The 22,526-nt window shown below is 73.4% G+C and carries 18 protein-coding genes and 2 tRNA genes; 13 read left to right on the top strand and 7 right to left on the bottom strand.

Features of this window, described 5'->3' with window-relative positions; genetic code table 11:
* The first annotated feature begins 8 nt into the window (after positions 1-8).
* From dnaN to ACYX4T_RS19375, 8 genes are all read left to right on the top strand, one after another.
* A complete protein-coding gene (gene dnaN / locus ACYX4T_RS19410) occupies positions 9-1,250 on the top strand; it encodes a DNA polymerase III subunit beta (protein ID WP_476010916.1) in 1,242 nt (413 codons plus the stop codon).
* 79 nt (positions 1,251-1,329) lie between these two features.
* Positions 1,330-2,241, top strand: a complete 912-nt coding sequence (gnd, locus tag ACYX4T_RS19405; protein ID WP_476010915.1) for a phosphogluconate dehydrogenase (NAD(+)-dependent, decarboxylating) — start codon at positions 1,330-1,332, stop codon at positions 2,239-2,241.
* A gap of 40 nt (positions 2,242-2,281) precedes the next feature.
* Complete coding sequence (recF, locus tag ACYX4T_RS19400; protein ID WP_476010914.1) at positions 2,282-3,460, top strand: DNA replication/repair protein RecF; 1,179 nt, start codon at positions 2,282-2,284, stop codon at positions 3,458-3,460.
* A gap of 154 nt (positions 3,461-3,614) precedes the next feature.
* Positions 3,615-4,175 (top strand): DciA family protein, encoded by a 561-nt coding sequence (locus ACYX4T_RS19395; protein WP_476015313.1) that lies wholly within the window; start codon positions 3,615-3,617, stop codon positions 4,173-4,175.
* A 219-nt stretch (positions 4,176-4,394) separates the two neighbouring features.
* Complete coding sequence (gene gyrB / locus ACYX4T_RS19390) at positions 4,395-6,413, top strand: DNA topoisomerase (ATP-hydrolyzing) subunit B (protein ID WP_476010913.1); 2,019 nt, start codon at positions 4,395-4,397, stop codon at positions 6,411-6,413.
* Between the two features lie 156 nt (positions 6,414-6,569).
* Positions 6,570-9,080 carry a DNA gyrase subunit A gene (gyrA, locus tag ACYX4T_RS19385; RefSeq protein ID WP_476010912.1) on the top strand — a complete coding sequence of 837 codons (2,511 nt, stop codon included), beginning with the start codon at positions 6,570-6,572 and terminating at the stop codon, positions 9,078-9,080.
* A gap of 376 nt (positions 9,081-9,456) precedes the next feature.
* On the top strand, positions 9,457-10,272 hold the full coding sequence (locus ACYX4T_RS19380; RefSeq protein ID WP_476015312.1) for a DUF3566 domain-containing protein: 816 nt from the start codon (positions 9,457-9,459) through the stop codon (positions 10,270-10,272).
* An 83-nt stretch (positions 10,273-10,355) separates the two neighbouring features.
* Positions 10,356-10,429: transfer RNA gene (locus tag ACYX4T_RS19375), tRNA-Ile, on the top strand.
* 85 nt (positions 10,430-10,514) lie between these two features.
* Here ACYX4T_RS19375 and ACYX4T_RS19370 read toward each other — a convergent pair.
* The 3 genes from ACYX4T_RS19370 to ACYX4T_RS19360 form a co-directional block, all read right to left on the bottom strand.
* Positions 10,515-10,922, bottom strand: coding sequence for a histone-like nucleoid-structuring protein Lsr2 (locus ACYX4T_RS19370; RefSeq protein WP_476010911.1), 408 nt, complete (start codon positions 10,920-10,922; stop codon positions 10,515-10,517).
* A gap of 120 nt (positions 10,923-11,042) precedes the next feature.
* Complete coding sequence (locus ACYX4T_RS19365; protein ID WP_476010910.1) at positions 11,043-12,329, bottom strand: phosphoenolpyruvate hydrolase family protein; 1,287 nt, start codon at positions 12,327-12,329, stop codon at positions 11,043-11,045.
* On the bottom strand, positions 12,326-13,519 hold the full coding sequence (locus ACYX4T_RS19360) for a Tm-1-like ATP-binding domain-containing protein (RefSeq protein WP_476010909.1): 1,194 nt from the start codon (positions 13,517-13,519) through the stop codon (positions 12,326-12,328). Before ACYX4T_RS19360 ends, ACYX4T_RS19365 begins: the two co-directional genes overlap by 4 nt.
* On the opposite strand from ACYX4T_RS19360, the gene ACYX4T_RS19355 reads away from it, so the two are divergent.
* Both ACYX4T_RS19355 and ACYX4T_RS19350 read left to right on the top strand, forming a co-directional pair.
* Positions 13,424-13,861, top strand: a complete 438-nt coding sequence (locus ACYX4T_RS19355; RefSeq protein WP_476010908.1) for a DLW-39 family protein — start codon at positions 13,424-13,426, stop codon at positions 13,859-13,861. The two genes, ACYX4T_RS19360 and ACYX4T_RS19355, sit on opposite strands and share 96 nt — an antisense overlap.
* Before the next feature lie 5 nt (positions 13,862-13,866).
* Positions 13,867-13,942, top strand: a tRNA-Ala gene (locus ACYX4T_RS19350).
* Positions 13,943-14,475: 533 nt separating this feature from the next.
* Here the strand turns inward: ACYX4T_RS19350 and ACYX4T_RS19345 are convergent.
* From ACYX4T_RS19345 to ACYX4T_RS19335, 3 genes are read right to left on the bottom strand one after another with little or no spacing between them, the layout of a single operon-like run.
* Positions 14,476-15,543, bottom strand: a complete 1,068-nt coding sequence (locus ACYX4T_RS19345; RefSeq protein ID WP_476010907.1) for an NAD(P)-dependent oxidoreductase — start codon at positions 15,541-15,543, stop codon at positions 14,476-14,478.
* Positions 15,540-16,142, bottom strand: a complete 603-nt coding sequence (locus ACYX4T_RS19340) for an HD domain-containing protein (RefSeq protein WP_476010906.1) — start codon at positions 16,140-16,142, stop codon at positions 15,540-15,542. Before ACYX4T_RS19340 ends, ACYX4T_RS19345 begins: the two co-directional genes overlap by 4 nt.
* Entirely contained in the window at positions 16,139-17,332 is a 1,194-nt protein-coding gene (locus ACYX4T_RS19335) for a TauD/TfdA family dioxygenase (protein ID WP_476010905.1), read from the bottom strand. The genes ACYX4T_RS19340 and ACYX4T_RS19335 overlap by 4 nt, the downstream gene beginning before the upstream one ends.
* Positions 17,333-17,469: 137 nt before the next feature.
* Between ACYX4T_RS19335 and ACYX4T_RS19330 the strand changes: the two genes are divergently transcribed.
* The 3 genes from ACYX4T_RS19330 to ACYX4T_RS19320 all read left to right on the top strand — a co-directional run bounded on the left by ACYX4T_RS19330 (position 17,470) and on the right by ACYX4T_RS19320 (position 22,196).
* A complete protein-coding gene (locus ACYX4T_RS19330; protein WP_476010904.1) occupies positions 17,470-18,396 on the top strand; it encodes a LysR substrate-binding domain-containing protein in 927 nt (308 codons plus the stop codon).
* A 215-nt stretch (positions 18,397-18,611) separates the two neighbouring features.
* The gene (locus ACYX4T_RS19325; RefSeq protein WP_476010903.1) at positions 18,612-19,862 is read left to right on the top strand and encodes a glycosyltransferase; all 1,251 of its coding nucleotides are present in this window, start codon (positions 18,612-18,614) and stop codon (positions 19,860-19,862) included.
* A gap of 138 nt (positions 19,863-20,000) precedes the next feature.
* A complete protein-coding gene (locus tag ACYX4T_RS19320) occupies positions 20,001-22,196 on the top strand; it encodes a phosphatase domain-containing protein (RefSeq protein ID WP_476010902.1) in 2,196 nt (731 codons plus the stop codon).
* A 9-nt stretch (positions 22,197-22,205) separates the two neighbouring features.
* Here ACYX4T_RS19320 and ACYX4T_RS19315 read toward each other — a convergent pair whose 3' ends face one another.
* Positions 22,206-22,478 carry a hypothetical protein gene (locus ACYX4T_RS19315; RefSeq protein WP_476010901.1) on the bottom strand — a complete coding sequence of 91 codons (273 nt, stop codon included), beginning with the start codon at positions 22,476-22,478 and terminating at the stop codon, positions 22,206-22,208.
* Positions 22,479-22,526 lie beyond the last annotated feature (48 nt).

Here is a 22,526-nt window from a genome sequence, read left to right as displayed (position 1 = left end):
GACCCGCGATGAAGTTCCGCGTCGAACGCGACGCCCTCGCCGACGCCGTGGCCTTCGTCGCCCGCAGCCTCCCGAGCCGCGCGCCCGTTCCGGTCCTCGGCGGCGTCCTGCTCGACACCGAGGGCGACGGCACGCTGACGGTCTCGGGGTTCGACTACGAGGTCTCCGCCCGCGTCGAGGTGCCGGCGATGATCGGCGACGCCGGCCGCGCGCTCGTGTCCGGTCGCCTGCTGGCCGACATCACCCGCGCCCTCCCGCCGCACCCCGTGGACGTCACCGTCGACGGGCCGCGCGCCGCCATCGCCTGCGGCAACGCCCGCTTCAGCCTCCCGACCATGTCGGCCGAGGACTACCCGCAGCTGCCGGACATGCCGCCGGTGGCCGGCGCGCTCGCCCCCGAGGTGTTCGCGCAGGCCGTCTCGCAGGTGGCCGTGGCCGCCGGCCGCGACGACACGCTGCCGATGCTCACCGGCGTCCGCATCGAGATCGACGGCTCGACGCTGACGCTCGCGGCCACCGACCGGTTCCGCCTCGCCGTCCGCGAGTTCTCGTGGGAGCCCGGCGAGAGCGCGGGCGGCGGCGAGTCGGGCGAGGTCGCGCTGCTCGCGCCGGCCAAGACCCTCGCCGAGGCCGCGAAGACGCTGACGTCGTCGGGCTCGCGCATCGAGCTCGCCCTGGCCCGCGGCGACGGCCTGCTCGGGCTCGCCGGTGGCGGCCGTCGCTCGACGACGCGGCTGCTCGACGCCGAGTTCCCGCGCTACCGCCAGCTGCTGCCCAAGGAGCACACCTCGGCGGCGGTCATCGAGATCGCGCCGCTGGTCGAGGCGATCAAGCGCGTGTCGCTGGTGGCCGAGCGCGGCACGCAGGTCCGCCTCGAGTTCGCCGACGACACGCTGCGCCTCACGGCGGGCGGTGACGACGAGGGCAGCGCCGAGGAGGAACTCGCCTGCCGCTTCGTCGGCGAGCCGCTGACCATCGCGTTCAACCCGGGCTACCTGCTCGACGGTCTCTCGGCGCTGGGCGCCGATCACGCGCACCTGTCGTTCACCACGCCCAGCCGCCCCGCGCTGCTGCGCCCCGCCGCCGCGCCCGCCGCGCCCGGCGCGGGCGACGACGCGGGGGCGGCCGACGCGCCCGCCGAGGCCGGCGCCACCGCCGTGGAGCCGGGCCCGGGAGACCAGGTGGACGACCTCCCCGAGCCCCGTCCGGGGTACCTCTACCTCCTCATGCCGGTGCGCCTCCCGGGCTGAGCCCCTACGGTTCGGCGCGTATCCCGACCCGTGCGCAGGAGCCGCCCCGTCCGGGGTGGCCGACCGAGAGGAACGCGACGTGCAGCTGGGGATGGTCGGACTCGGACGGATGGGCGGCAACATGGCCGAGCGGCTGCGCGCCGCCGGCCACGAGGTCGTGGGTTACGCCAACGACGGGTCCGGCGACGTCGCGTCGCTGGACGAGCTGGTCAAGGCGCTCGCGGCGCCGCGCACGCTGTGGCTGATGATCCCGGCGGGCGAGCCCACGCACTCCACGGTCCGCAGCCTCGCGGACCTGCTCGACGAGGGCGACCTCGTCGTCGACGGCGGCAACAGCAAGTTCACCGACGACACCGTGCACGCCGAGCTGCTCGACGCCCAGGGCGTCCGCTACGTCGACTGCGGCGTCTCCGGCGGCGTGTGGGGGCGCACCGAGGGCTACGGGCTCATGGCCGGCGGCGACGCGGCCGACATCGAGCGGATGATGCCCGTCTTCGACGCCCTGCGCCCGGAGGGTCCGCGCGACGAGGGCTTCGTGCACGCCGGCCCGGTCGGGGCGGGGCACTACGCGAAGATGGTCCACAACGGCGTGGAGTACGGCCTCATGCAGGCCTACGCGGAGGGCTACGAGCTGCTCAGCGCCGGCGGCCCGGTCGACAACGTCGGCGCCGTGATGAAGGCCTGGAGCCGCGGCACGGTCGTGCGCAGCTGGCTGCTCGACCTCATGGTCCGCGCCCTCGAGGCGGACCCGCACCTCGACGAGATCACCGGCTACGCCGAGGACTCCGGCGAGGGGCGCTGGACGGTCGACGAGGCGATCGTGCACGCCGTGCCCGCGCCGGTGATCTCGGCCGCGCTGTTCGCCCGGTTCGCCTCGCGCCAGGTCGATTCGCCGGCGATGAAGGCCGTCGCGGCCCTGCGCGCGCAGTTCGGCGGGCACGCGACGCACAAGGCCGGCGACGCGGCGAACGAGCCGCCCACCGGGGGTTGAGCGACACCGTCGGGACGAGCGGCGCGACGGGGAGGAGCTGATGTACGTCCGGGCGCTCTCGGTCACCGACTTCCGCTCCTGGGAGCAGGCCGACCTCACCTTCGCGCCCGGGGTCTCGGTGCTGGTCGGGGCCAACGGCCAGGGCAAGACGAACCTGGTCGAGGCCGTCGGCTACCTCGCGACCCTCGCCTCGCACCGCGTCGCCGGCGACGCCCCGCTGATCCGGCGCGGCGCCTCGTCGGCGACGGTGCGGGCGGTGGCGGTGAACGAGGGCCGCGAGCTCACCGTCCAGGTCGAGATCGCGAGCGGCCGGGCGAACCGGGCGCGGGTCAACCGCGCGCCGGTGCGCAGCCCGCGCGAGGTGCTCGGGATCGTGCGCACGGTGGTGTTCGCGCCCGAGGACCTCGCGCTGGTCCGCGGGGATCCGGGTGAGCGCCGCCGCTTCCTCGACGAGCTGCTGGTCGCCCGGGCACCGCGGTGGGCGGGGGTGCGCGCCGACTACGACAAGGTGCTGCGCCAGCGCTCGGCGCTGCTCAAGACCGCGAAGAACGCCCGCGGCGACACGAGCACCCTCGACGTCTGGGACGCCCACCTCGCCCGCGCCGGGGCCGCGCTGGTCACTGGACGCCTCGAGCTCACCGCGGACCTCGCGCCGCACGTCGCCCGGGCCTACGCCGAGGTGGCGCCCGAGTCCGAGCCGGTCGGCGCGCGCTACCGCTCGCGCGCGGAGGGCGTGGACGCGCTCGGCGCCCCGGAGGCCGTGCTCCCGCCCGCGGAGGACGTCGAGGCCGTGCTGCTCGAGGAGATGCGGCGGCGGCGCCACCAGGAGATCGAGCGCGGCGTGTGCCTGGTCGGCCCGCACCGTGACGACCTCGAGCTCACGCTCGGCGAGGGCCCCGCCAAGGGCTACGCGAGCCACGGCGAGTCGTGGTCGCTGGCGCTCGCGCTGCGCCTCGGCGGGTTCGAGCTGCTGCGCGGCGAGGGCTCGGAGCCGGTGCTCGTGCTCGACGACGTGTTCGCCGAGCTCGACGTCCGCCGCCGCCGAGCGCTCGCACGGACCGCCGCGCGCGCCGAGCAGGTGCTCGTCACGGCGGCCGTGGACGACGACGTCCCCGACGACCTGCAGGGAGCACGCTACGTGGTCGAAGCAGGCACGGTGCGTGAGATGACGGCGGTCGGTCGGACGACAGGGGGTGGTTCTGGTGGCCCGGACGCGTGACAGCGGTGGAGGTTCTGGGGACAGACCTGTGGACGCTGTGGACAACTCGGGCGACGTGCGGCGACCGGCGGGTGCTCCGGGCCCGGATCCGGGCCGCGACCAGCAGCGCCGTCCTGACCACGCTGTCCACACCCCCGAACCGGACGATCCGGGCCTGGACGGGGCTGCTGCGCCGGACGGTCCCGGCGGCCCGCGCCGGGGCGCCGACCTCGCCCGCGACGCGCTCGCCGCGGCCCGCGCCGCGTCGGCCGAGCGCCGGGCGGCCGGCGGCGGGGCCGCCGGGGTGCGCCGGCCGGTGCGCCGCGGCGGCGGGCCCGGACGCCCCCGGCGTCGTGGCTGGTCGGGGGCCGGTGCCGACGACCGCGACCCCCAGACCCTCGGCCGTCTCGCCTCCCGCCTCTCGGGCGACCGTGGCTGGGCACCGAAACTGGCGAACGGGTCGGTGTTCGGCCGCTGGGCCGAGCTGGTGGGCGCGGAGGTCGCCGAGCACGCCCGTCCCGAGTCCCTCCGCGACGGCGTGCTGACCGTGCAGGCGGACTCGACGGCGTGGGCGACCCAGCTGCGCCTGCTCCAGCGCCAGCTCGTCGCCCGCGTGGCCGCGGGCCTCGGGGACGGCGTCGTCACCTCCCTGCGCATCCACGGCCCCGCCGCCCCCAGCTGGCGGCGCGGACCACGCCACGTGTCGGGGCGCGGGCCGCGCGACACCTACGGCTGAGCGGCGTCGGGAAGCCGCGTCAGAGCCGCGAACGAGCCCCGGACGACCCTTCCCGGCCGGTCGGACCCTCCGACGGTCGTTTCGTGCGCCGTGTGACGCGCTGAGCGGCGTGCCCGGGCCGTTTCTGCACGAGCGACCCGGTAGACTGGAGGCCAGGACGGTCCCGCCCGCGCGCCTCGCGCCCGGGCACGTGCCCACGCGAGGGAGACACCGGAGCTCGTGGCAGCCGCACAGAACTCGGCCCAGAAGAAGAACAACGGGGACTACAGCGCCTCGTCCATCACGGTCCTCGAGGGCCTCGAGGCGGTCCGCAAGCGGCCTGGCATGTACATCGGCTCCACCGGCGAGCGGGGTCTGCACCACCTCATCTGGGAGGTCGTGGACAACGCCGTCGACGAGGCCATGGCCGGCTACGCGACGCGGGCCGAGGTGACCCTGCTGGCCGACGGCGGCATCTCGGTCGTCGACGACGGGCGCGGCATCCCGGTCGACACCCACCCCGTGGAGAAGAAGCCGGCGGTGGAGATGGTGCTGACCATGCTCCACGCGGGCGGCAAGTTCGACGACAAGTCGTACGCCGTCTCCGGTGGTCTGCACGGCGTCGGCGTCAGCGTCGTCAACGCGCTGTCCACCGCGCTCGACGTCGAGATCCACCGTGACGGCCAGGTCTGGACGCAGCACTACGACCACGCGCGCCCCGGCCCGCTCACCGAGGCCGGCAGGACGCGCAAGACCGGCACCACGATCACGTTCTGGGCCGACCCCCAGATCTTCGAGACGACGACCTACAACCTCGAGACGATCTCGCGGCGCCTGCAGGAGATGGCGTTCCTCAACAAGGGGCTGACCATCGTGCTGCGCGACGAGCGCAAGCCCGAGAACGCCGACGAGACCGGCGAGGTCGACGAGGCGCCCGACGCCGAGGGCTACGTGTCCAAGGTCAAGGAGCGCACGTTCCACTACCCGGGCGGCCTCGAGGACTTCGTCGCCCACATCAACCACGCGAAGGAGCCGATCCACCGCAAGCCGGTGGGGTTCCAGGCCGAGGGCACCGGCCACCAGGTCGAGATCGCGATGCAGTGGAACTCCGGCTACTCCGAGTCGGTCTACACCTTCTGCAACACGATCAACACCACCGAGGGCGGCACCCACGAGGAGGGCTTCCGCTCCGCGCTCACCGCCACGGTCAACCGCTACGCGCGGGACAAGAAGCTCATCAAGGACAAGGACCCGGCGCTCACCGGCGACGACATCCGCGAGGGCCTCGCGGCGATCGTCTCGGTGAAAGTCGCCGAGCCGCAGTTCGAGGGCCAGACGAAGACGAAGCTGGGCAACACCGAGGTCCGTTCGTTCGTCCAGAAGGTCTGCAACGAGCACCTGGCCGACTGGTTCGAGGCGAACCCGGCCGAGGCCAAGACCATCATCAACAAGGCGGTCGGCTCGGCGCAGGCCCGCCTCGCGGCGCGCAAGGCCCGCGAGCTCGTCCGGCGCAAGACCGCCGGCGACCTGGGCGGCCTGCCCGGCAAGCTCGCCGACTGCCGCAGCAACGACCCGGAGCGCAGCGAGGTCTACATCGTCGAGGGCGACTCGGCGGGCGGCTCGGCGAAGTCCGGCCGCGACTCGATGTTCCAGGCGATCCTCCCGATCCGCGGCAAGATCATCAACGTCGAGAAGGCCCGGATCGACCGCGTCCTCAAGAACAACGAGGTCCAGTCGATCATCACGGCGCTCGGCACGGGCATCCACGACGAGTTCGACCTCACCAAGCTGCGCTACCACAAGATCGTGCTGATGGCCGACGCCGACGTCGACGGCCAGCACATCCGCACGCTGCTGCTGACGCTGCTGTTCCGCTTCATGCGCCCGCTGATCGAGAACGGCCACGTCTTCCTGGCGATGCCGCCGCTCTACAAGCTCAAGTGGGGCGGTCGGAACGCCGAGCCCGAGTTCGCGTACTCCGACCGCGAGCGCGACGCCCTGCTCGAGGCAGGCCGCGCGGCCGGGAAGAAGATCAACAAGGACGAGGGCATCCAGCGGTACAAGGGCCTGGGCGAGATGAACGCCAAGGAGCTCTGGGAGACCACGATGGACCCGGAGACCCGGCTCATGCAGCAGGTGACGCTGGACGACGCGGCCACGGCCGACGAGCTGTTCAGCGTGCTCATGGGCGAGGACGTCGAGTCGCGTCGGTCGTTCATCACCCGCAACGCCAAGGACGTGCGGTTCCTCGACGTGTAGTCGAGGTCGAGGGCGGGCGGCGACGTTTCCCGTGGAACGACGCCCCCGCCCCGACCCGGACGGCCGCGGTGACCGGCGTGGACACGCCGGCTCGGGCCGACCGGGGAGCCGGGGGAGCACCCCCGGCCCCGATACAGTGCGAAAGGTGAGAGCCGCGTGACCGAGACGACCCTGCCTCCCGGTGGGTCCGGCGACCGCATCGAGCTGGTCGACATCCAGCAGGAGATGCAGCGCTCCTACATCGACTACGCGATGTCGGTCATCGTGGGTCGCGCGCTGCCGCTGGTGGAGGACGGCCTCAAGCCGGTCCACCGCCGCGTCCTGTACTCGATGTACGACTCGGGCTTCCGGCCCGACCGCAGCTACGTGAAGTGCGCCCGCGTCGTCGGCGACGTCATGGGGAACTACCACCCCCACGGCGACTCGGCGATCTACGACGCGCTCGTGCGCCTCGCGCAGCCGTGGTCGATGCGCTACCCGCTGATCGACGGACAGGGCAACTTCGGCTCGCCGGGCAACGACCCGGCCGCGGCCATGCGCTACACCGAGTGCCGCCTGACCCCCCTCGCGATGTCGATGCTCGCCGACATCGACGAGGAGACCGTCGACTTCATCGACAACTACGACGGCCGCACGCAGGAGCCGTCGGTGCTCCCGAGCCGCGTGCCCAACCTGCTGATCAACGGCTCGGCCGGCATCGCGGTGGGCATGGCGACGAACATCCCGCCGCACAACCTCCGCGAGGTGGCCGCGGGCGCGACGTGGGCGCTGGACAACCCGGAGGCCTCCGAGGAGGAGACCCTCGCGGCGCTCATGGAGCGCATCAAGGGCCCGGACTTCCCGACCGCCGGGCTCGTCGTCGGCACCGACGGCATCGACTCGGCCTACCGCACCGGGCGCGGCTCGATCCGCATGCGCGCGGTCGTCGAGGCCGAGGAGGACGCCAAGGGCCGCACGATCCTGGTCGTCACCGAGCTGCCCTACCAGGTCAACCCGGACTCGCTCATCGAGTCGATCGCGACGCTGGTGCGCGACGGGAAGCTCCAGGGGATCGCCGAGATCAACGACGAGTCGTCGGACCGGGTGGGCCGGCGCATCGTCATCACGCTGCGCCGCGACGCCGTGGCGAAGGTCGTGCTGAACAACCTCTACAAGCACACGCAGCTGCAGTACAGCTTCGGTGTCAACATGCTGTCGATCGTCGACGGCGTGCCGCGCACCCTGCGGCTCGACCAGATGATCCGGCACTGGATCCGCCACCAGATCGACGTCATCGTCCGGCGGACGCGCTACCGGCTGCGCAAGGCCGAGGAGCGGGCCCACATCCTGCGCGGCCTGGTCAAGGCGCTCGACGCGCTCGACGAGGTCATCGCGCTGATCCGGTCGTCGGAGACCGTCGACGTCGCGCGCACCGGCCTCATGGAGCTGCTCGACGTCGACGACGTCCAGGCCCAGGCCATCCTCGACATGCAGCTGCGGCGCCTCGCGGCCCTCGAGCGCCAGAAGATCGTCGACGAGCTCGCCGAGCTCGAGGAGACGATCCGGGACCTGCAGGACATCCTCGAACGCCCGGACCGCCAGCGCCAGATCGTCCGCGACGAGCTCGGCGAGATCGTCGAGAAGCACGGCGACGACCGGCTGACGCGCCTCGTCGGCTACGACGGCGAGGTCGCCGACTCCGACCTCATCGCCGTCGAGGACGTCGTCGTCACGATCACGCGCACCGGCTACGCGAAGCGCACGAAGACCGACCTCTACCGCACCCAGAAGCGCGGCGGCCGCGGCGTGCAGGGCGCGACGCTGAAGCAGGACGACATCGTCTCCCACTTCTTCGTCTGCTCCACGCACGACTGGCTGCTGTTCTTCACCAACCGCGGCCGGGTGTACCGGGCCAAGGCCTACGAGCTGCCCGAGGCCACCCGCAACGCCCGCGGCCAGCACGTCGCGAACCTCCTCGCGTTCCAGCCCGAGGAGCAGATCGCGCAGGTCATGCACATCCAGGACTACGAGGCCGCGCCGTACCTGGTGCTCGCCACGAAGTCCGGGCTGGTGAAGAAGTCGCGGCTGACCGACTTCGACTCCAACCGCGCCGGCGGCCTCATCGGCATCAACCTCCGCGAGGGCGACGAGCTCGTCGGCGCCGTGCTCTGCTCGGGCGACGACGACCTGCTGCTCGTGTCCGCGGAGGGCCAGTCGATCCGGTTCTCGGCGACCGACGACGCGCTGCGACCCATGGGCCGCGCGACGTCCGGCGTCACCGGCATGCGGTTCAACAGCGGCGACGAGCTGCTCTCGCTCGGCGTCGTCCGCGACGGCACGTTCCTGCTCGTCGCCACCGGCGGCGGCTACGCGAAGCGGACGCCGATCGAGGAGTACCCCGTTCAGAACCGGGGCGGCAAGGGCGTGCTGACGCTGCAGTACGACCGGCGGCGCGGGACCCTCGTGGGTGCGCTCATCGTCGAGCTCGACGACGAGCTGTACGCCATCACGACGAGCGGCGGGGTGATCCGGACGACCGCCAAGGAGGTCCGCAAGGCGGGCCGTCAGACCAAGGGCGTGCGGCTGATGAACCTCGGTGAGGGTGGCACGCTGTTCGCGATCGCCCGCAACGCCGAGAGCGCCGTCGACCCCGACGCGGGCGGCGCGACCACCCAGCCCCAGCCCTGATCGGCCACGGTCGTCCCCGACGTCCCCGGCCCCGTCACCGAGCGACGAGACGAGTCCTGCCGTGAGCACACCCAACAAGCCGGACGAGCCGAACCCCGCGACGTCGGAGACGTCGGGCGGGTCGCGGACGGGCACGCAGGAAGCGGATCGGTCCGGGGACTCCGGGGCCCGTGAGGTGGACTCGACCACGCAGGTCGAGGCCGTCGACGAGGGCAAGCCGGGCCGGCAGGGCACGCCGGACGAGCCCGCGGACGGTGAGCCGGCCGCGGCGTCCGGGTCGGGCGCGGACGCCGGCGAGTCGACCGCGGGCGGCCCGGCGGGCCCGCCCCCGCCGTGGCAGCGCGGGGGCGTGGCGACGGGCCCGCCGTCGGGCCCACTGCCGGCCGGTCGGCCCGGCGGCGCGCCGTCGGCGCAGCCGCGGTCCGGGCCGGGGGGCCAGGGCGGCTCCGGTGGCCCGGGGGGTCAGGGTGGCCCGGGGAATCAGGGCGGCCCCGGAGGCTCCGCCGGTCCGGGTGGCCCCGGTGGCGCGCAGCCGCCGTCGGGCCCGTTCCCGCGGCCCGGCGGCCCGGGCCCGCAGGGCGGCCCCGGCTACGGACGTCCGCCCGGCGAGGGGTCGGGGACGCCGGCGGGTGGCATCCCCGTCGCGGTGCGGACGGCGTCGGCGTCGGGCACCGCCCGGCCGGAGGGCACGGGCACGCCGAGCGGCTCCGGTATCGATGCGCCGACCAACCAGCTCACTCCCGAGCAGCTCGGGATGCGCCGCGACGACGAGCCGCGCCACGAGCCCGACGACGTCGCGGACCTCTCGGCCGGCCGCCCGCGCACGGCCAAGGCGCCGCGGCGGGCGAGCCTGCAGGTGCGCCGCTTCGACCCGTGGTCGGTGCTCAAGCTCGCGCTCGTGCTCGGCGTGGCCCTGTTCTTCGTGTGGATGTTCGCCGTCGGCGTGCTCTACGCGGTCCTCGACGGGATGGGCGTCTGGGCGCAGCTCAACGGCACCTATCAGGACCTGACGTCGGACTCCGGCGGCAGCGGCGAGCTCATCACCGCGGGCGGCGTGTTCGGCGTCGCGGCGGTGATCGGGGTCGTGAACATCATCCTGTTCACCGCGCTGGCCAGTGTCTCGGCGTTCATCTACAACATCTCCGCCGACGTCGCCGGCGGCATCGAGGTCACCCTGTCCGAGCGCGACTAGCGCTCCGGGAGGGCAGGGGCCGGGTGTCGGGCGCCGGGTGACCGTCGGGTACCGTGGCGCCCGCACCTGGTTGGTCGCTGCGAGGGCCCATAGCTCAGTTGGTTAGAGCGCGTCGCTGATAACGACGAGGTCGCTGGTTCAAATCCAGCTGGGCCCACCCCCACGGTGCACCCCACCGACACGACGGCCCCGGAGCATCGCGCTCCGGGGCCTTCGTCGTTCCGGCCTCTTCTCGGGGCCGATCAGCCCGAGAACGTCGCGGAGTGGTCGGAACCCTTCCGCTGGGCCTCCCACGCCTCGACCACGTTGTTGGGCACGCGGCCGCGGTCGGACACCTCGAAGCCCTGGGCCTTCGCCCACTCGCGGATCTGCTTCGAGGTCTCGCGGTCGTAGCCGCCGGGCGAGGTCGCGCGCGGCGTGCCCGTCCCCGCGCCCGAGCGACGGCGACCGCCGCCCGAGGAGCGCCGGCCGCCGGTGCGGCGGGCGGCCGCGACGTAGTCGGCGAGCGCGTCGCGCAGCTTCGCGCTGTTCTTGTCGTCGAGGTCGATCTCGTACGTCACGCCGTCGAGAGCGAACTCGACCGTCGTGATGTCCTCGGCCTCCTCGCCGGTCAGGTCGTCGACCAGGGTGACGATGGTCCTCTGCGCCATGGGGGGCGTGACTCCTCACTACTTCATCGAACCGATGAGGTGCCGTCTATTCGTTGCTCTTCCGACATTAGCAAAGAAATGACGAGGTGTTCGCACCGGTCCCGATTCGTGCCCTGGACGTCACGCTGTCGAGGACAAATGCGCCGTGAGGCCCTCCAGTCCGCTGGCGAACACATCCCGGGAGAAGAACGCCTTGAGCCGTTCGGCGTCATCCGGGTCACAGTCGAAGAGGACCGACCAGGACACGAAGCATTCGCCCGTCGAGGTCACGGGGAACACGCGGATGGTCGCGCGGTAGTCCTGGACCCCGAACGGCGATTCGAGGATGGCGTACGTGAGCGTCCGTTCGCGGTCGTCGAGGGCGACCAGCTGTTCGACCACGGTGCCGCCGTCGCCGTCCAGGGTGAGCCGGCGGACGGCCCCGACCTGGTCGGACGGGACGTCGCCGTCGAGCCGGCAGGCGGCGATCGCCGGGACCCAGGCGGTCAGGCTGTCGAAGTCGCGGACCACGCGCCAGACGGTGTCGACGTCGGCCGGGATCACCGTGCTGCTGCGGGTCTCGGGCATCAGAATCTCCTCCTCGGGGGTGGGGCGCAGGTCGACGAACGCGCGGGTGGTGGCCGTCAGGGCCTGTTCGGTGGGGAGGCGCTCCATGCTGCTGGCGCCGTAGAAGCCGTGGCAGGTGCGCGTGCGGGACAGGACGTACGCGGCGTCGTCCGGCGACGAGACGGGCCCGCCGTGCACGAGGACCAGGACGTCGTCGCGCACCGACAGCGCCGCCTGCGCCCACTCGTCGACGAGCGCGACGCAGTCGTCCAGCGACTTCGCGGTCTGCGCGCCGATCGAGCCGCCGGTGGTGAGGCCCATGTGACAGACGACGATGTCGGCGCCGGCGTCGGTCATCGCGCGGGCGTCGTCGGCGGAGAACACGTACGGGGTCGTCAACAAATCCTCGTCGTGTGCGGCGGCGATGAGCTCGACTTCACGGTCGAACCCCATCCCGGTCTCCTCGAGATTCACCCGGAAGGTGCCGTCGATGAGGCCGACGGTCGGAAAGTTCTGGACCCCGGCGAACCCGAGCTCACGCAGCTCGCGCAGGAAGCGGGGCCGGATGAGGAACGGGTCGGTGCCGTTCACCCCCGCGAGCACCGGGGTGTGCCGCACGACGGGGATGACCTCCCGCGCCATCTCGACGACGATGTCGTTGGCGTTGCCGTAGGCCAGCAATCCGGCGAGCGAACCGCGACCGGCCATGCGGTATCGGCCGGAATTGTAGATGACGATGAGGTCGATCCCGCCCTCCTCCTCGCAGCGCGCGGACAGGCCGGTGCCGGCGCCGCCGCCGACGATCGGCTCGCCGCGATCGACCTTGGCGCGCAGGCGCTCGAGGATCTCGGCGCGGGTCACGGGCGTCCTCCGGTGATCTCCTCGAGCGCGGCGACGAGGGTCGCGGCGAACTCGGGGTCGTTGACGTGGTGGGGGCTCTCGACGATCCGGTGGTCGTCGCTCTCCCGGAACTCCCGCCGCAGGGTGTCGAACAGTGCGGCGTCGGCCTCGGCATCGGCGAAGGGCATGCCGGGGGCGTCGAGGGCGGACACGCCGCCGGTGGGCAGCACGAGGCGCACGGGTCCGGGGCAGGCGTCGAGCTGCCGCGCGAGGAACGCGGCGGCGGCCCGGTTCTCGTCGGGCGTGGTGCGCATGAGGGTCACCTGCGCGTTGTGCTCGTAGAAGGTGCGCCCGCGGAAGTGCTCGGGGACGGTGTCGGGCGCCCCGAAGTTGACCATGTCGAGGGCTCCGACCGAACCCACCCACGGCACGCCGGTCCGCGCCACCGCGCCCAGGCGGTCCTCGGTGGCGGCCATGACGCCGCCGACGACGAGGTCGGCGATCTCGGTGGTGCTCACGTCGACGACGGCCTCGACCAGCCGGTCGTCGACGAGCTTCTCCATCGCGCGCCCGCCGGTGCCGGTGGCGTGGAAGACGAGGCAGTCCCAGCGGTCGCCGACGGCCTCGGTCACGGCGGTGACGCACGGCGTCGTCACCCCGAACATCGTCAGCCCCAGCGCCGGCCGGTCCTGCGCCGGCGGGGTCTCGGCGCCGATCATCCCGCCCAGCGCGTGCGCGGCGTTGGCGAGCACCCGCCGGCTGATGCGGTTGAGCCCGGCCACGTCGGTGACCGAGTACATCAGCGTCATGTCGACCGCGCCGACGTACGGCGCGACGTTGCCCGACGCCACCGTCGACACCACGACCTTCGGCACGCCCACCACGAGGCGCTGCAGCGCCGGCGTGGTGATCGCCGTCCCTCCGGAGCCGCCCAGCGCGAGGACGCCGGCGAGGTCCTCGCGCGCCGGCAGCCACCGCTCGAGCGCGGCGGTCATCGCCGCCACCGAGGTCCCGCGGTCGCCGGTGAACGCCTCGGCGCCCGCGACGTCGCGCGGGGTGACGTCGGCGGTGCTCCCGTCCGGGTCGCTGGTGCCGACGTCGACCGTCGTCACCGCGTGCCCCGCGTTGCGCAGGAGCCCGGCGACGTAGCGCAGCTCCTCGCCCTTCGTGTCGAACGTGCCCACCACGTAGGCACGATCCGTCCCGGCCATCCGCGCTCCCGTCCACGAGACCTCGTCGTCCGACGGGTGAGTCCTACCGCCCACCCGCCGCCCGGCGATACCCGTGGACGATCACCTCGGCACCGAGCCTCCGGCGGCGAGGGGCACGTTCGGCAGGTCCGCGGGGCCGTCGATCATGCGCAGCGTGCCCCTCGCGTGCTCGGGGGCGAGTGTAGGTGCTGCGGTACCGTGGGCCTGGTCGTCGTCGGAAGGGGTGCGGTGAAGGCACTCGTGACGCTCGCCCTGGCCGCCGGGGCCGCCCTGATCCTCCGGCGCCGTCGCGATCAACGACCGACGCGAGACGTCTGGCGCGAGGCGACCACCTCGTCCTGACCCTCGGGGACGTAGCTCAATTGGCAGAGCACCGCCTTTGCAAGGCGGGGGTTGAGGGTTCGATTCCCTTCGTCTCCACCATGTCTGACCTGCGACGAGGCCCGTCCGGACCGGTCGCCCGATCCAGGACGTGATGCGACATCGCGGCAGGCGAGGACGACGTCCTGGACGACCTCGTCGTGCCTGGGCAACATTTCCTCGCGCGACTGCTCGGCACGGTCCCGGCGGCAGCCGGCCATCAGGATGAGGGAGGGCGCGATGCTGACGGCGGCGTAGATCGGGCCTCGGCGTCAAGCATGCAGCCCTGCGCACCTGCTCCCCGCCGCCGAGAGCGTCTACCGGCGCACCGCGGACATCGTCAACGTCAGCTCCGGGGGCCGCCCGCGTCGGCTTGGGCGTCGCCAACCTCACCGAGCAGGCGTTGGTGCGTCAAGCGAGTCGCTGCGCCGGAATACCGCCGGCCGCGACGTCCGCGTCTCGATCGTCGAGCCCGGCCCGTCCTCACCGAGCTCTTCGAGCACATCCGCCCGAGGTGCTCAAGGGCGCTGAGGGGACCTTCGGTACCACCGATCTCCTCACCGCCGAGGACGTCGCCGAGACGATCCCGTTCGTCGTCACCCGTCGCGCGGGGCCGTGGTCGACGAGGTCCCGCTCCGCCCCGACGCCGTGCTCGGACCGGGCCCAGGCCGGGCGCCCCGCTCGGCGCCCGGGCCCGCCGGCCCCACCGTGCTCTGGCCACCGAACAGGGACGTCGGGAACCCGTCGGCGCGCAACGGACGGGCCATTGTGTCCTCGAGGAGCTTCACCACCTGTGTGGACCAGGCGTCGCCCCCGTATAGGGCGCGGGCACGCTCGAAGATCTGTTGGACCTGGCCGGCGACCTCGAGCGGCACCCCGTACGTCCGCCCGAGGTCGTGGGCGAGCCCGAAGTCCTTGCAGGCCAGGTCGAGGCTGAAGCGGAAGTCGTAGCTGCCGCTGAGGACGAGCTGGGTCTCGACCTCGAACGACCAGCTGTTGCCCGAGCTGTTCCGAATGCCCTCGTAGGCGCGACCCAGGTCGATGTCGGCCGCCTCGGCGAGCATGAGCGCCTCCCCGGCCACCCACTGGTGGACGAAGGCGAGCATGTTGGTGATGACCTTGAGCGTCGTCGCCTTGCCGAGGTCGCCGACGTGGATGACGGGGTCGGTCATCGCGGCCAGAAGGTCGCGATGGCGGGCGAAACACCGTTCGTCGCCGCCGACCAACGCGGTGATGCGGCCGACCTCGGCGGTGTGGACGCCACCGGTCACGGGACATTCGAGGGTCTCGACGCCCTGCTCCGCGGCGCGTCGAGCGAGGCGCCTGAGCACTCCGACGTCGTTGGTGCTCATGTCGATCCATGTGGCCCCGGCCGACGTCCCGCCCAGGATTCCGGCCTCACCCTCCACACAGCTGGCGACGACCTCCGGCGTGGGCAGGCAGGTGATCACGCAGTCGGCGCCCGCGGCGGCGGCACGCGGACTCGCGCGCCAGGCGGCCCCGGCGGCGAGCAGCGACGCGGCGTTCTCCGGGCGCAGGTCGGTGACGGCCACGTGATAGCCGGCCCGCAGCAGGCTGTGGACGAGCAGGCTGCCGAGGTGCCCGACGCCGACGAAGCCGATCGTCGGGCGAGGGACGGCACCGGGCCCCACAGGCGACGTCACCGGGTGTCCTGCGCGGCCGTCGCCGTCTCGACGGGCCGGACCCGGTCCGGGGCGAACACCCGACGCACCATCGGTGCGAAGAACGTCAGCGGTTCGGAGGAGTAGTCGGGGTCGAAGGAGTTCTGGTCGTAGTCCGCGCAGAAGCGCACGCAGTCGTCGTAGAAGGGATGCCCGGCCCAGCGCCGCCGCGCGTCGGGGTCCGCGCCGACGTGGTGGAACCAGTAGGCACCCTGGAACACCCCGTGGTGCTGGAGAACCCAGTGATTGCGCTCGCTGACGTAGGGCCGTACCAGCGCGGCGACGACCTCGGAGTGGTTGGCCGGCGCGAGGACGTCACCGATGTCGTGCACCAGCGCGCAGACCACGGTCTCCTCGTCCTCCCCGGCGTGGTGCGCCCGGGTGGCCGCCTGCAGGCAGTGCTCCAGTCGCGTGACTTGGTACCCGGTACGCACGTCCATCTCGCGCAGCCAGTCCAGGACGCGCTCGGGGAACTGCGCGAGCTCGGCCTCCTCGTAGGCGGCCAGCAGCCGATAGTCGGCGGCCGTCCCGTCGGCCATCGCGGTGAAGCCCACGGTGGGGTGCCCGTCCGGGGCGCTCACGACGGCCCCGCCTCGGTCTGGGCGGGCATCGGCTTGTGCTCGCCGCGCAGCACCCGCCGCCGCGCGAGGAAGTCGTCGAACTCCATGTAGACGTCCTGGAGGTGGCGCTCGCCGGTCGCGGGGTCGTAGGGCAAGCGCCCGTGCAGTACGCGGTGCGAGTGCACCGTGAGCAGGTCCCCGTCGTCCGAGCGGAACACGGCGCGGTAGCGGCCGGAGTCGATGATCGAGCCCAAGGTGCGGTAGGCGTCGTAGAAGGCCTCGACCTGGTCGAACGCGACCGACAATGGTTGGGCGAGCTGGTTGGAGAACCGGAAGAGCTTGATCTCTCCATCGGCGTCGAGGGTGACCATGGGGTTCTCGGCCCAAGTGTCCTCGTCGTCGCTGAACAGCTGGTACGGCACCGGGATCCGGCACAAGGTGTCGAAGTGCTGCGGGTGGCGTCGCCGCAGCTCGGTCAGGGCGGCCCACCCGTCGACCAGGGTGGATTCTCCCCCGGCGGCGCGGTTGGTCAGGAAGTGCAGCAGCTGCACGGACGGCGGCCAGTTGTAGCTGGGCATGTCGGTGTGGGGCTTGAGCTCGCCCGGGGTGTGTGCCACGTTGTAGCCGGCTGGGTCGTGGCGCACGTTGTGCACCCGTTCGAAGGCCACCTCGCGCACGTGGCCGACCGTCTCGGCGAAGCGCTCGACCTCGCCGTCGACCGACGGCACCCCGGTGACGATCGCCGCCCCGTGCTCGCGCACGGCGTCGAGGTAGGCGAGCTGCCGGGCGACGCTGCCGACCACCTCGGCGTGCCGGAAGCGGGGCGGCTCCGCCGGTGCCTCCGCCCACAGCGTCACCCGCGGCTCGCGGGCCCGGCGAGGGCGTGTCGAGTAGTCGTGCCGACGCAGCCACTCCGGGTGGTAGGTGCAGGCCTGCCCATCGTTCCAGAGCACGGCCAGCCCGTCGGCGGGGTCGAAGGACGCGGCCGTCGGCGCGATGGCGGGCGGGATGTGCGCGGTGAACAGCCGGCGCTCGCCCGACTGCGCCACCCGGTCGGCGGCGGCCCAGCTGTTGTCCCGGAGCCAGACGTAGTGGAACCGCCGCTCGACGCCGTCGAGGACGACGGCGAGGCTGCGTCCGCCCAGGGTCAGGGTCCCCTCCGGCTGATCGGACGATCCGGTTCCGGGGTGCTCGACGGTGGTCTGGCTCACGGGACCCCTCCAGGTGCGCAGGACGTGCACCCTGCACTCTCCGTCAGGGACCACCACCAACTCAAACAAGCTCTTCCCGGTCTCAGCCCTGCCTGGACCGATGGCTCGGACGGGCGCCATGCGGTTACCGTGCGACAATGACGGAGCGAGACCCGCTGCCTCCGCTCCCCGAGGTGCAGGCGTTCGAGGCCGCCGCCCGCCTGGGCAGTTTCACGGCGGCCGCGGGCGAGCTGCACCTGACCCCGGCCGCGGTCAGCCAGCGGATCCGCTCCCTGGAGACCCATCTCGGGGTGCGGCTGTTCGAACGTCTCGCGCGCAGCGTGGCGCTCACTGAACTGGGTCGTGCCTACCTGCCCCACGTGCGGGAGAGTCTCGACGACCTCGCCGTCGCCACCACCGGCCTGTTCGGACCCGCCCGTCGCGGCCAGCTCACGGTCCGCACCCAGGTGTCCTACGCCGCGACTTGGCTCGCCCCGCGACTCGCCCGCTTCGAAGGGGTGCACCCCGAGATCGAGCTCCGCCTGGTGTGCGCGGTGTGGTCCGACGCCCTGACCCCCGAGGGCGTCGACGTCGACATCCATCAGGGGCGCGGCGCGCAGATCGGCATCGACGCCGAGCTCCTCCACCACGACCACGCGGTCGTCGTGCACGGTCCCGCGCATGCCGAGCGCTACGGCCCGGTCCGCTCGACGCACGATCTCGGCGGGCGGCCCCGTATCCAGGTCCTCGGGTTCGACGACGTCTGGCAACGGATCCTCCCCGCGCGAGCGGCGGCGCCCTCCCGTGCGATCACCGTCGACACATCCGTCACCGCCCTCGAGCTCGCGGCGACCGGTGACGCGTGTGCGGTGGTGCCCGAGCGCTTCGCCCGCAGTGCCGTCCGAGCCGGACGGGTCGCCCTCACCGTCGATCACTCGTGGCCGATGCGCCAGGCCCACTACCTGCTCCGCACCCGCGACGCTCCTCATCCCGGCCCGCAGGCGCGTGCCTTCCTCGACTGGCTCGCCGACCTCGACGAGCACGACCCGCCCCTGGTCCCGCCGACCGCATCATCGTCGCCGTAGCGAGCAGGGACCCGGGCCGGCGAGCAGCGCCCTCCGCGCAGGGGCATGACGTCGCGACCACCGTGGCGGCGAGCCCTCGCACCGCCTGCCCGACCGATACCGCTGACCACCGGTCCCCGGCCGGAGTACGTTCCCCGGCAGGCGTGCCGGGAAGTCTGGTCGGCGATCGTTGGACGACGCCCGGGTCCGCCCGGGCCGACCGATCGGCGGCTCCCGTGCGCATCCTCGTGACCAGCTTCGGCACCCGCGGCGACATCCAGCCCTACGTCGCCCTCGCCGGCGCCCTCGTGCTCCGGGGTCACGACGTCACGCTGGCCGTTCCCGCGGCCTTCCGCGAGGTGGTCGAGGGTGTCGGCGCCCGGTGCCATCCCGCCGGCTCCCGCATGCTCACGATGCTGCAGGAGCTCATGCCCGAGCTGCGCGGCGCGCGGGACGCGCTGCGGTCGCTCGGGGTCATGCGCGACGCGATGCGCGAGCACCTCGACGAGCAGGCGGACGCGGCCCGGGCGGTCGACCCGCAGGTGATCGTCCACCACCCCAAGTGCCTCGCGGGTCCCCACCTCGCCGAAGCGCTGGGCGTGCCCGGGGTGCTGTCGATCCCGTTGCCGTTCTCCACACCCACCCGCGCGTACCCCATCCCGTTCCTGGGCGGGGCATCCCTGCCGGGGTGGGCCAACCGGGCGTCGTACTCGTTCACGCGCGCGGCCGGGGTGCTGTACGGGGGGATGATCAACGACTTCCGGCGCCGGCTCGGGCTGGGGCGCGTCGGGCGGCTCGCCGACCCGCTCCGCGGTCCGGACGGGCCACCGGTGCCCGTGCTCTATCCCTACAGCCGCCACGTGGTCCCGGTCCCGGCCGACTACCCACCGTCGGCGCACGTCACCGGCTACTGGTTCCTCGAGCGCGACCCGGCGTGGCGGCCGGACGCGCGTCTCGTCGACTTCCTGGCCGCGGGGCCGGCGCCGGTGTACGTCGGCTTCGGGTCGATGGGGTTCGGCAAGGGCGCCGACGAGCGGCGTGACGCCGTGCTCGACGCGCTCGCGGCGCACCGGCTGCGCGGGGTCGTCGCCACCGGGTGGGGTGGCCTGGCCGCGGGCGACGCCCCGTCGCCGGACGTCCTGGTCGTCGACGAGGTGCCCCACGACTGGCTCTTCGACCAGGTCGCCGCCGTCGTCCACCACGGCGGTGCGGGCTCGACGGGGGCGGGGCTGCGGGCCGGCCGACCCACCCTCGTCTGCCCCTTCGTCGGGGACCAGCCGTTCTGGGGTGCGCGGGTCCGCGCCGTGGGCGCAGGGCCGGCGCCGCTGCCCGCGCGGCACCTCGTCGCCGGCCTGTCCGAGCGCCTCGGTGTCCTCGTGCGCAGCGACGCGTTCCGGCGCGAGGCGGCCCGGCTCGGCGAGCGGATCCGCGACGAGGACGGCCTGTGCCGGGGTGTCGAGGTCGTCGAGGGCCTCGGCCCACGGTGAGATGCTCCGGCGCCGACGGACGGCGGCCCGACCGGCTTCCCGGAGATCTCATCCGCGACGGACGAGGTCGCCGGGCCGGGTGGAGCGCCGGCGTGATGTCGTGCGGCGATCCGGTCGAGGACCGGGGAAGGTGGTCCCGTGGAGACAGCGCGGCTCGGCGTGGTCTACGACATCGACGGTGTCCTGCGGGTCGCGCCCCTGTCCCGGCAGTGGGGCCGCCTGCGGGTCCTGATGAGCCGCGGCCCGCGGGACCGCCGCTCGCTCCTGGGCATGCAGCGCCTGCTGCGCACGGTCGCCGCCGACGTGTCGGCCGACGTCTTCTTCCTGACCACCCTGCCGCCGGCCCTGTCCCGGCCGCTGCAGCGCGCCCTGCGCCACGACCACTACCCATCGGGCATCCTGCTGACGGCCGGCCGCGCCCTGTTCTCGGGCTGGCTGGTCGGCGTGGGACTGGGACGCAAGCGCGCCGCGCTCGAGCGGCTGGCCGCGGAGCACCCGGACACGTCGTGGGTGCTCGTCGGCGACGACGCCGGCCACGACCCGGAGCTCTTCGCCGGCTTCGCGCGGGACCACCCCGGGCGGGTGGCCGCGATCGCGATGCGACGGCTGGTCGACGTCGAGCGGGTCGTCCGGCACCTCCGTCCCGACGCGCTCGGCGGCGGGGCGCCCCCGCTGGTCGAGGCGCCGAACGGCGAGGAGCTGCTGCCGCGGCTGCGTGCGGTGCTGGGGCTGGGTCGGCCGACCGGCGCGCCGGCGATCGAGGACTGGTTCCTCACCGCCGAGGAACGCGGCAACCCGGCGACCCGCCTGCGGTCGTGGACCGAGGGCAACGCGGTCCGGCTGCGCGTGCACGGCGGCAACTACTACGCCGCCCTCGCCGCACGCCTGGCCGGCACCGGCGACGGCGACCTCGTGCTGGTCGCGGGCTGGCGCGGTGACGGCGACCAGGAGCTCGGCGACGACGGACCGACGGTGGCCGCGGCGCTCGCCGGGACGGCGCGGCGCGGCGCGCGGCTCGCCGTCCTCCTGTGGCGCTCGCACCTGGAGGCGTTCGGCTACCACGTCGAACGGAATCGCCGACTCGCCGCGCACCTCCTCCCGCTCGGCGCCGAGGTGCTCCTCGACCAGCGGATCCGGCCGTTGGGCAGCCACCACCAGAAGCTCGTCGTCGTCCGCGACGCGGGGTCCGCCGGTGGGGCGGACGACGACGTCGCGTACGTCGGCGGCATCGACCTCGTCCTGGGCGCCCGCGACGACGCCGTCCACCGCGGCGACCCGCAGTCCGCCGCGAACGCCGACGAGTACACCCGCAGCCCCCGACACGACGCCATGGTCGAGCTGCGCGGGCCGGTCGTGCGTGATCTCGAAGAGGTCTTCCGCGAGCGGTGGGACGACCCGACGCCGCTGGCCCGGCTGCCCTGGCATTTCCTCCCCGACCGCCTCCACCGGCTGCCCCGCCGCGGGACACCGCTCCCGGCGCCCGTGCCCGACCCCGCTCCGGCCGGGCGGTGCGCCGTCCAGGTCCTGCGCACCTACCCGCGCCGTCGACCGCCCTATCCCTTCGCGCCGCGCGGCGAGCGCAGCATCGCCCGCGGGCTGATCAAGGCGCTGGGCCGGGCCGAGCGACTGGTCTACGTCGAGGACCAGTACCTGTGGTCCGCCGACGTCGCGCGGGTGTTCGCCGCGGCCCTGCGCCGCGCCCCGCGGCTCCACCTCATCGCGGTCGTGCCCCGGCCCGAGCACGACGACCGGCCGGGACCCGCGGTCCTGGGGCAGGGCGAGGCGCTCGCGATGGTGCACGAGGCCGGCGGCGCGCGGGTGCAGGTCCTCGACGTCGAGAACGACGGGCAGCGCCCGGTCTACGTGCACGCCAAGGTCTGCGTCGTCGACGACGTCTGGGCGACCGTGGGCAGCAACAACTTCAACACCCGCTCCTGGACCCACGACTCCGAGCTGGTCGCCGCGGTCCTCGACGAGGAGCGTGACGGACGCGCGCCGGCGGACCCCGCGGGCCTCGGCGACGGTGCCCGCGCCCTGGCCCGGCGCCTGCGCCTCGAGCTGATGCGCGAGCACCTCGAGCTCGGGGACGACACCGACCTGCTCGACCCCGACCACGCCGCGCGGGCCGTCCGGGAGCGGGCGGCCGCGCTCGACGCCTGGCACGCGGTCGGCGCCCGGGGCCCGCGCCCGCCCGGTCGCCTGCGCCGCCACGTCCCCGGCCACGAACAGGTCCGGTTGACCCTGCGGCGCCGCTGGCTGATCGACCCCGCCTACCGGATGGTGCTCGACCCCGACGGCCGTCCCTGGGGCGCCCGGCTCCGCCGCATCTACTGACCCCGCCGGTCAGTGGAGCGCGGCCTTGAGCACGATGATCACGACACCGAAGACGACCGAGCCGATGACCGACCCGATGGCGGTCGGTACCGAGAGCCGCCGGAGGTCGGCGAGGAGGAAGAAGGCACCGGCGAGGATTCCCGGGGCGGCGGCCATGGAGCTGGCACTGATCTCGTGACGGACCTCGGCCCGCGGCACCTTCCGCTCCGAGGCCAGAGCCGTCGACAGCAGCCCGACGCCGTCCCGGACTCGTCCGTAGCCGCCACCCTGACCTCCATCCACCTGTGTCGACGATGCGGGCGCCGCCCGCGAGCGGGCGGTCGGCCCGTG

The organism is Actinomycetospora sp. ABD4_176 (genome assembly GCF_056311855.1).
Note: the sequence above shows the minus strand (reverse complement) of the source record. Positions and strands in the feature narration are given on the sequence as shown.

Excerpts from the sequence above, each read along its gene's own strand:
- ACYX4T_RS19370 (WP_476010911.1), bottom strand. The coding sequence starts at position 10,922 with ATGGCGCAGAGGACCATCGTCACCCTGGTCGACGACCTGACCGGCGAG.
- ACYX4T_RS19360 (WP_476010909.1), bottom strand. The coding sequence starts at position 13,519 with ATGGCCGGGACGGATCGTGCCTACGTGGTGGGCACGTTCGACACGAAG.
- ACYX4T_RS19330 (WP_476010904.1), top strand. The coding sequence starts at position 17,470 with ATGACGGAGCGAGACCCGCTGCCTCCGCTCCCCGAGGTGCAGGCGTTC.
- recF (WP_476010914.1), top strand. The coding sequence starts at position 2,282 with ATGTACGTCCGGGCGCTCTCGGTCACCGACTTCCGCTCCTGGGAGCAG.
- dnaN (WP_476010916.1), top strand. The coding sequence starts at position 9 with ATGAAGTTCCGCGTCGAACGCGACGCCCTCGCCGACGCCGTGGCCTTC.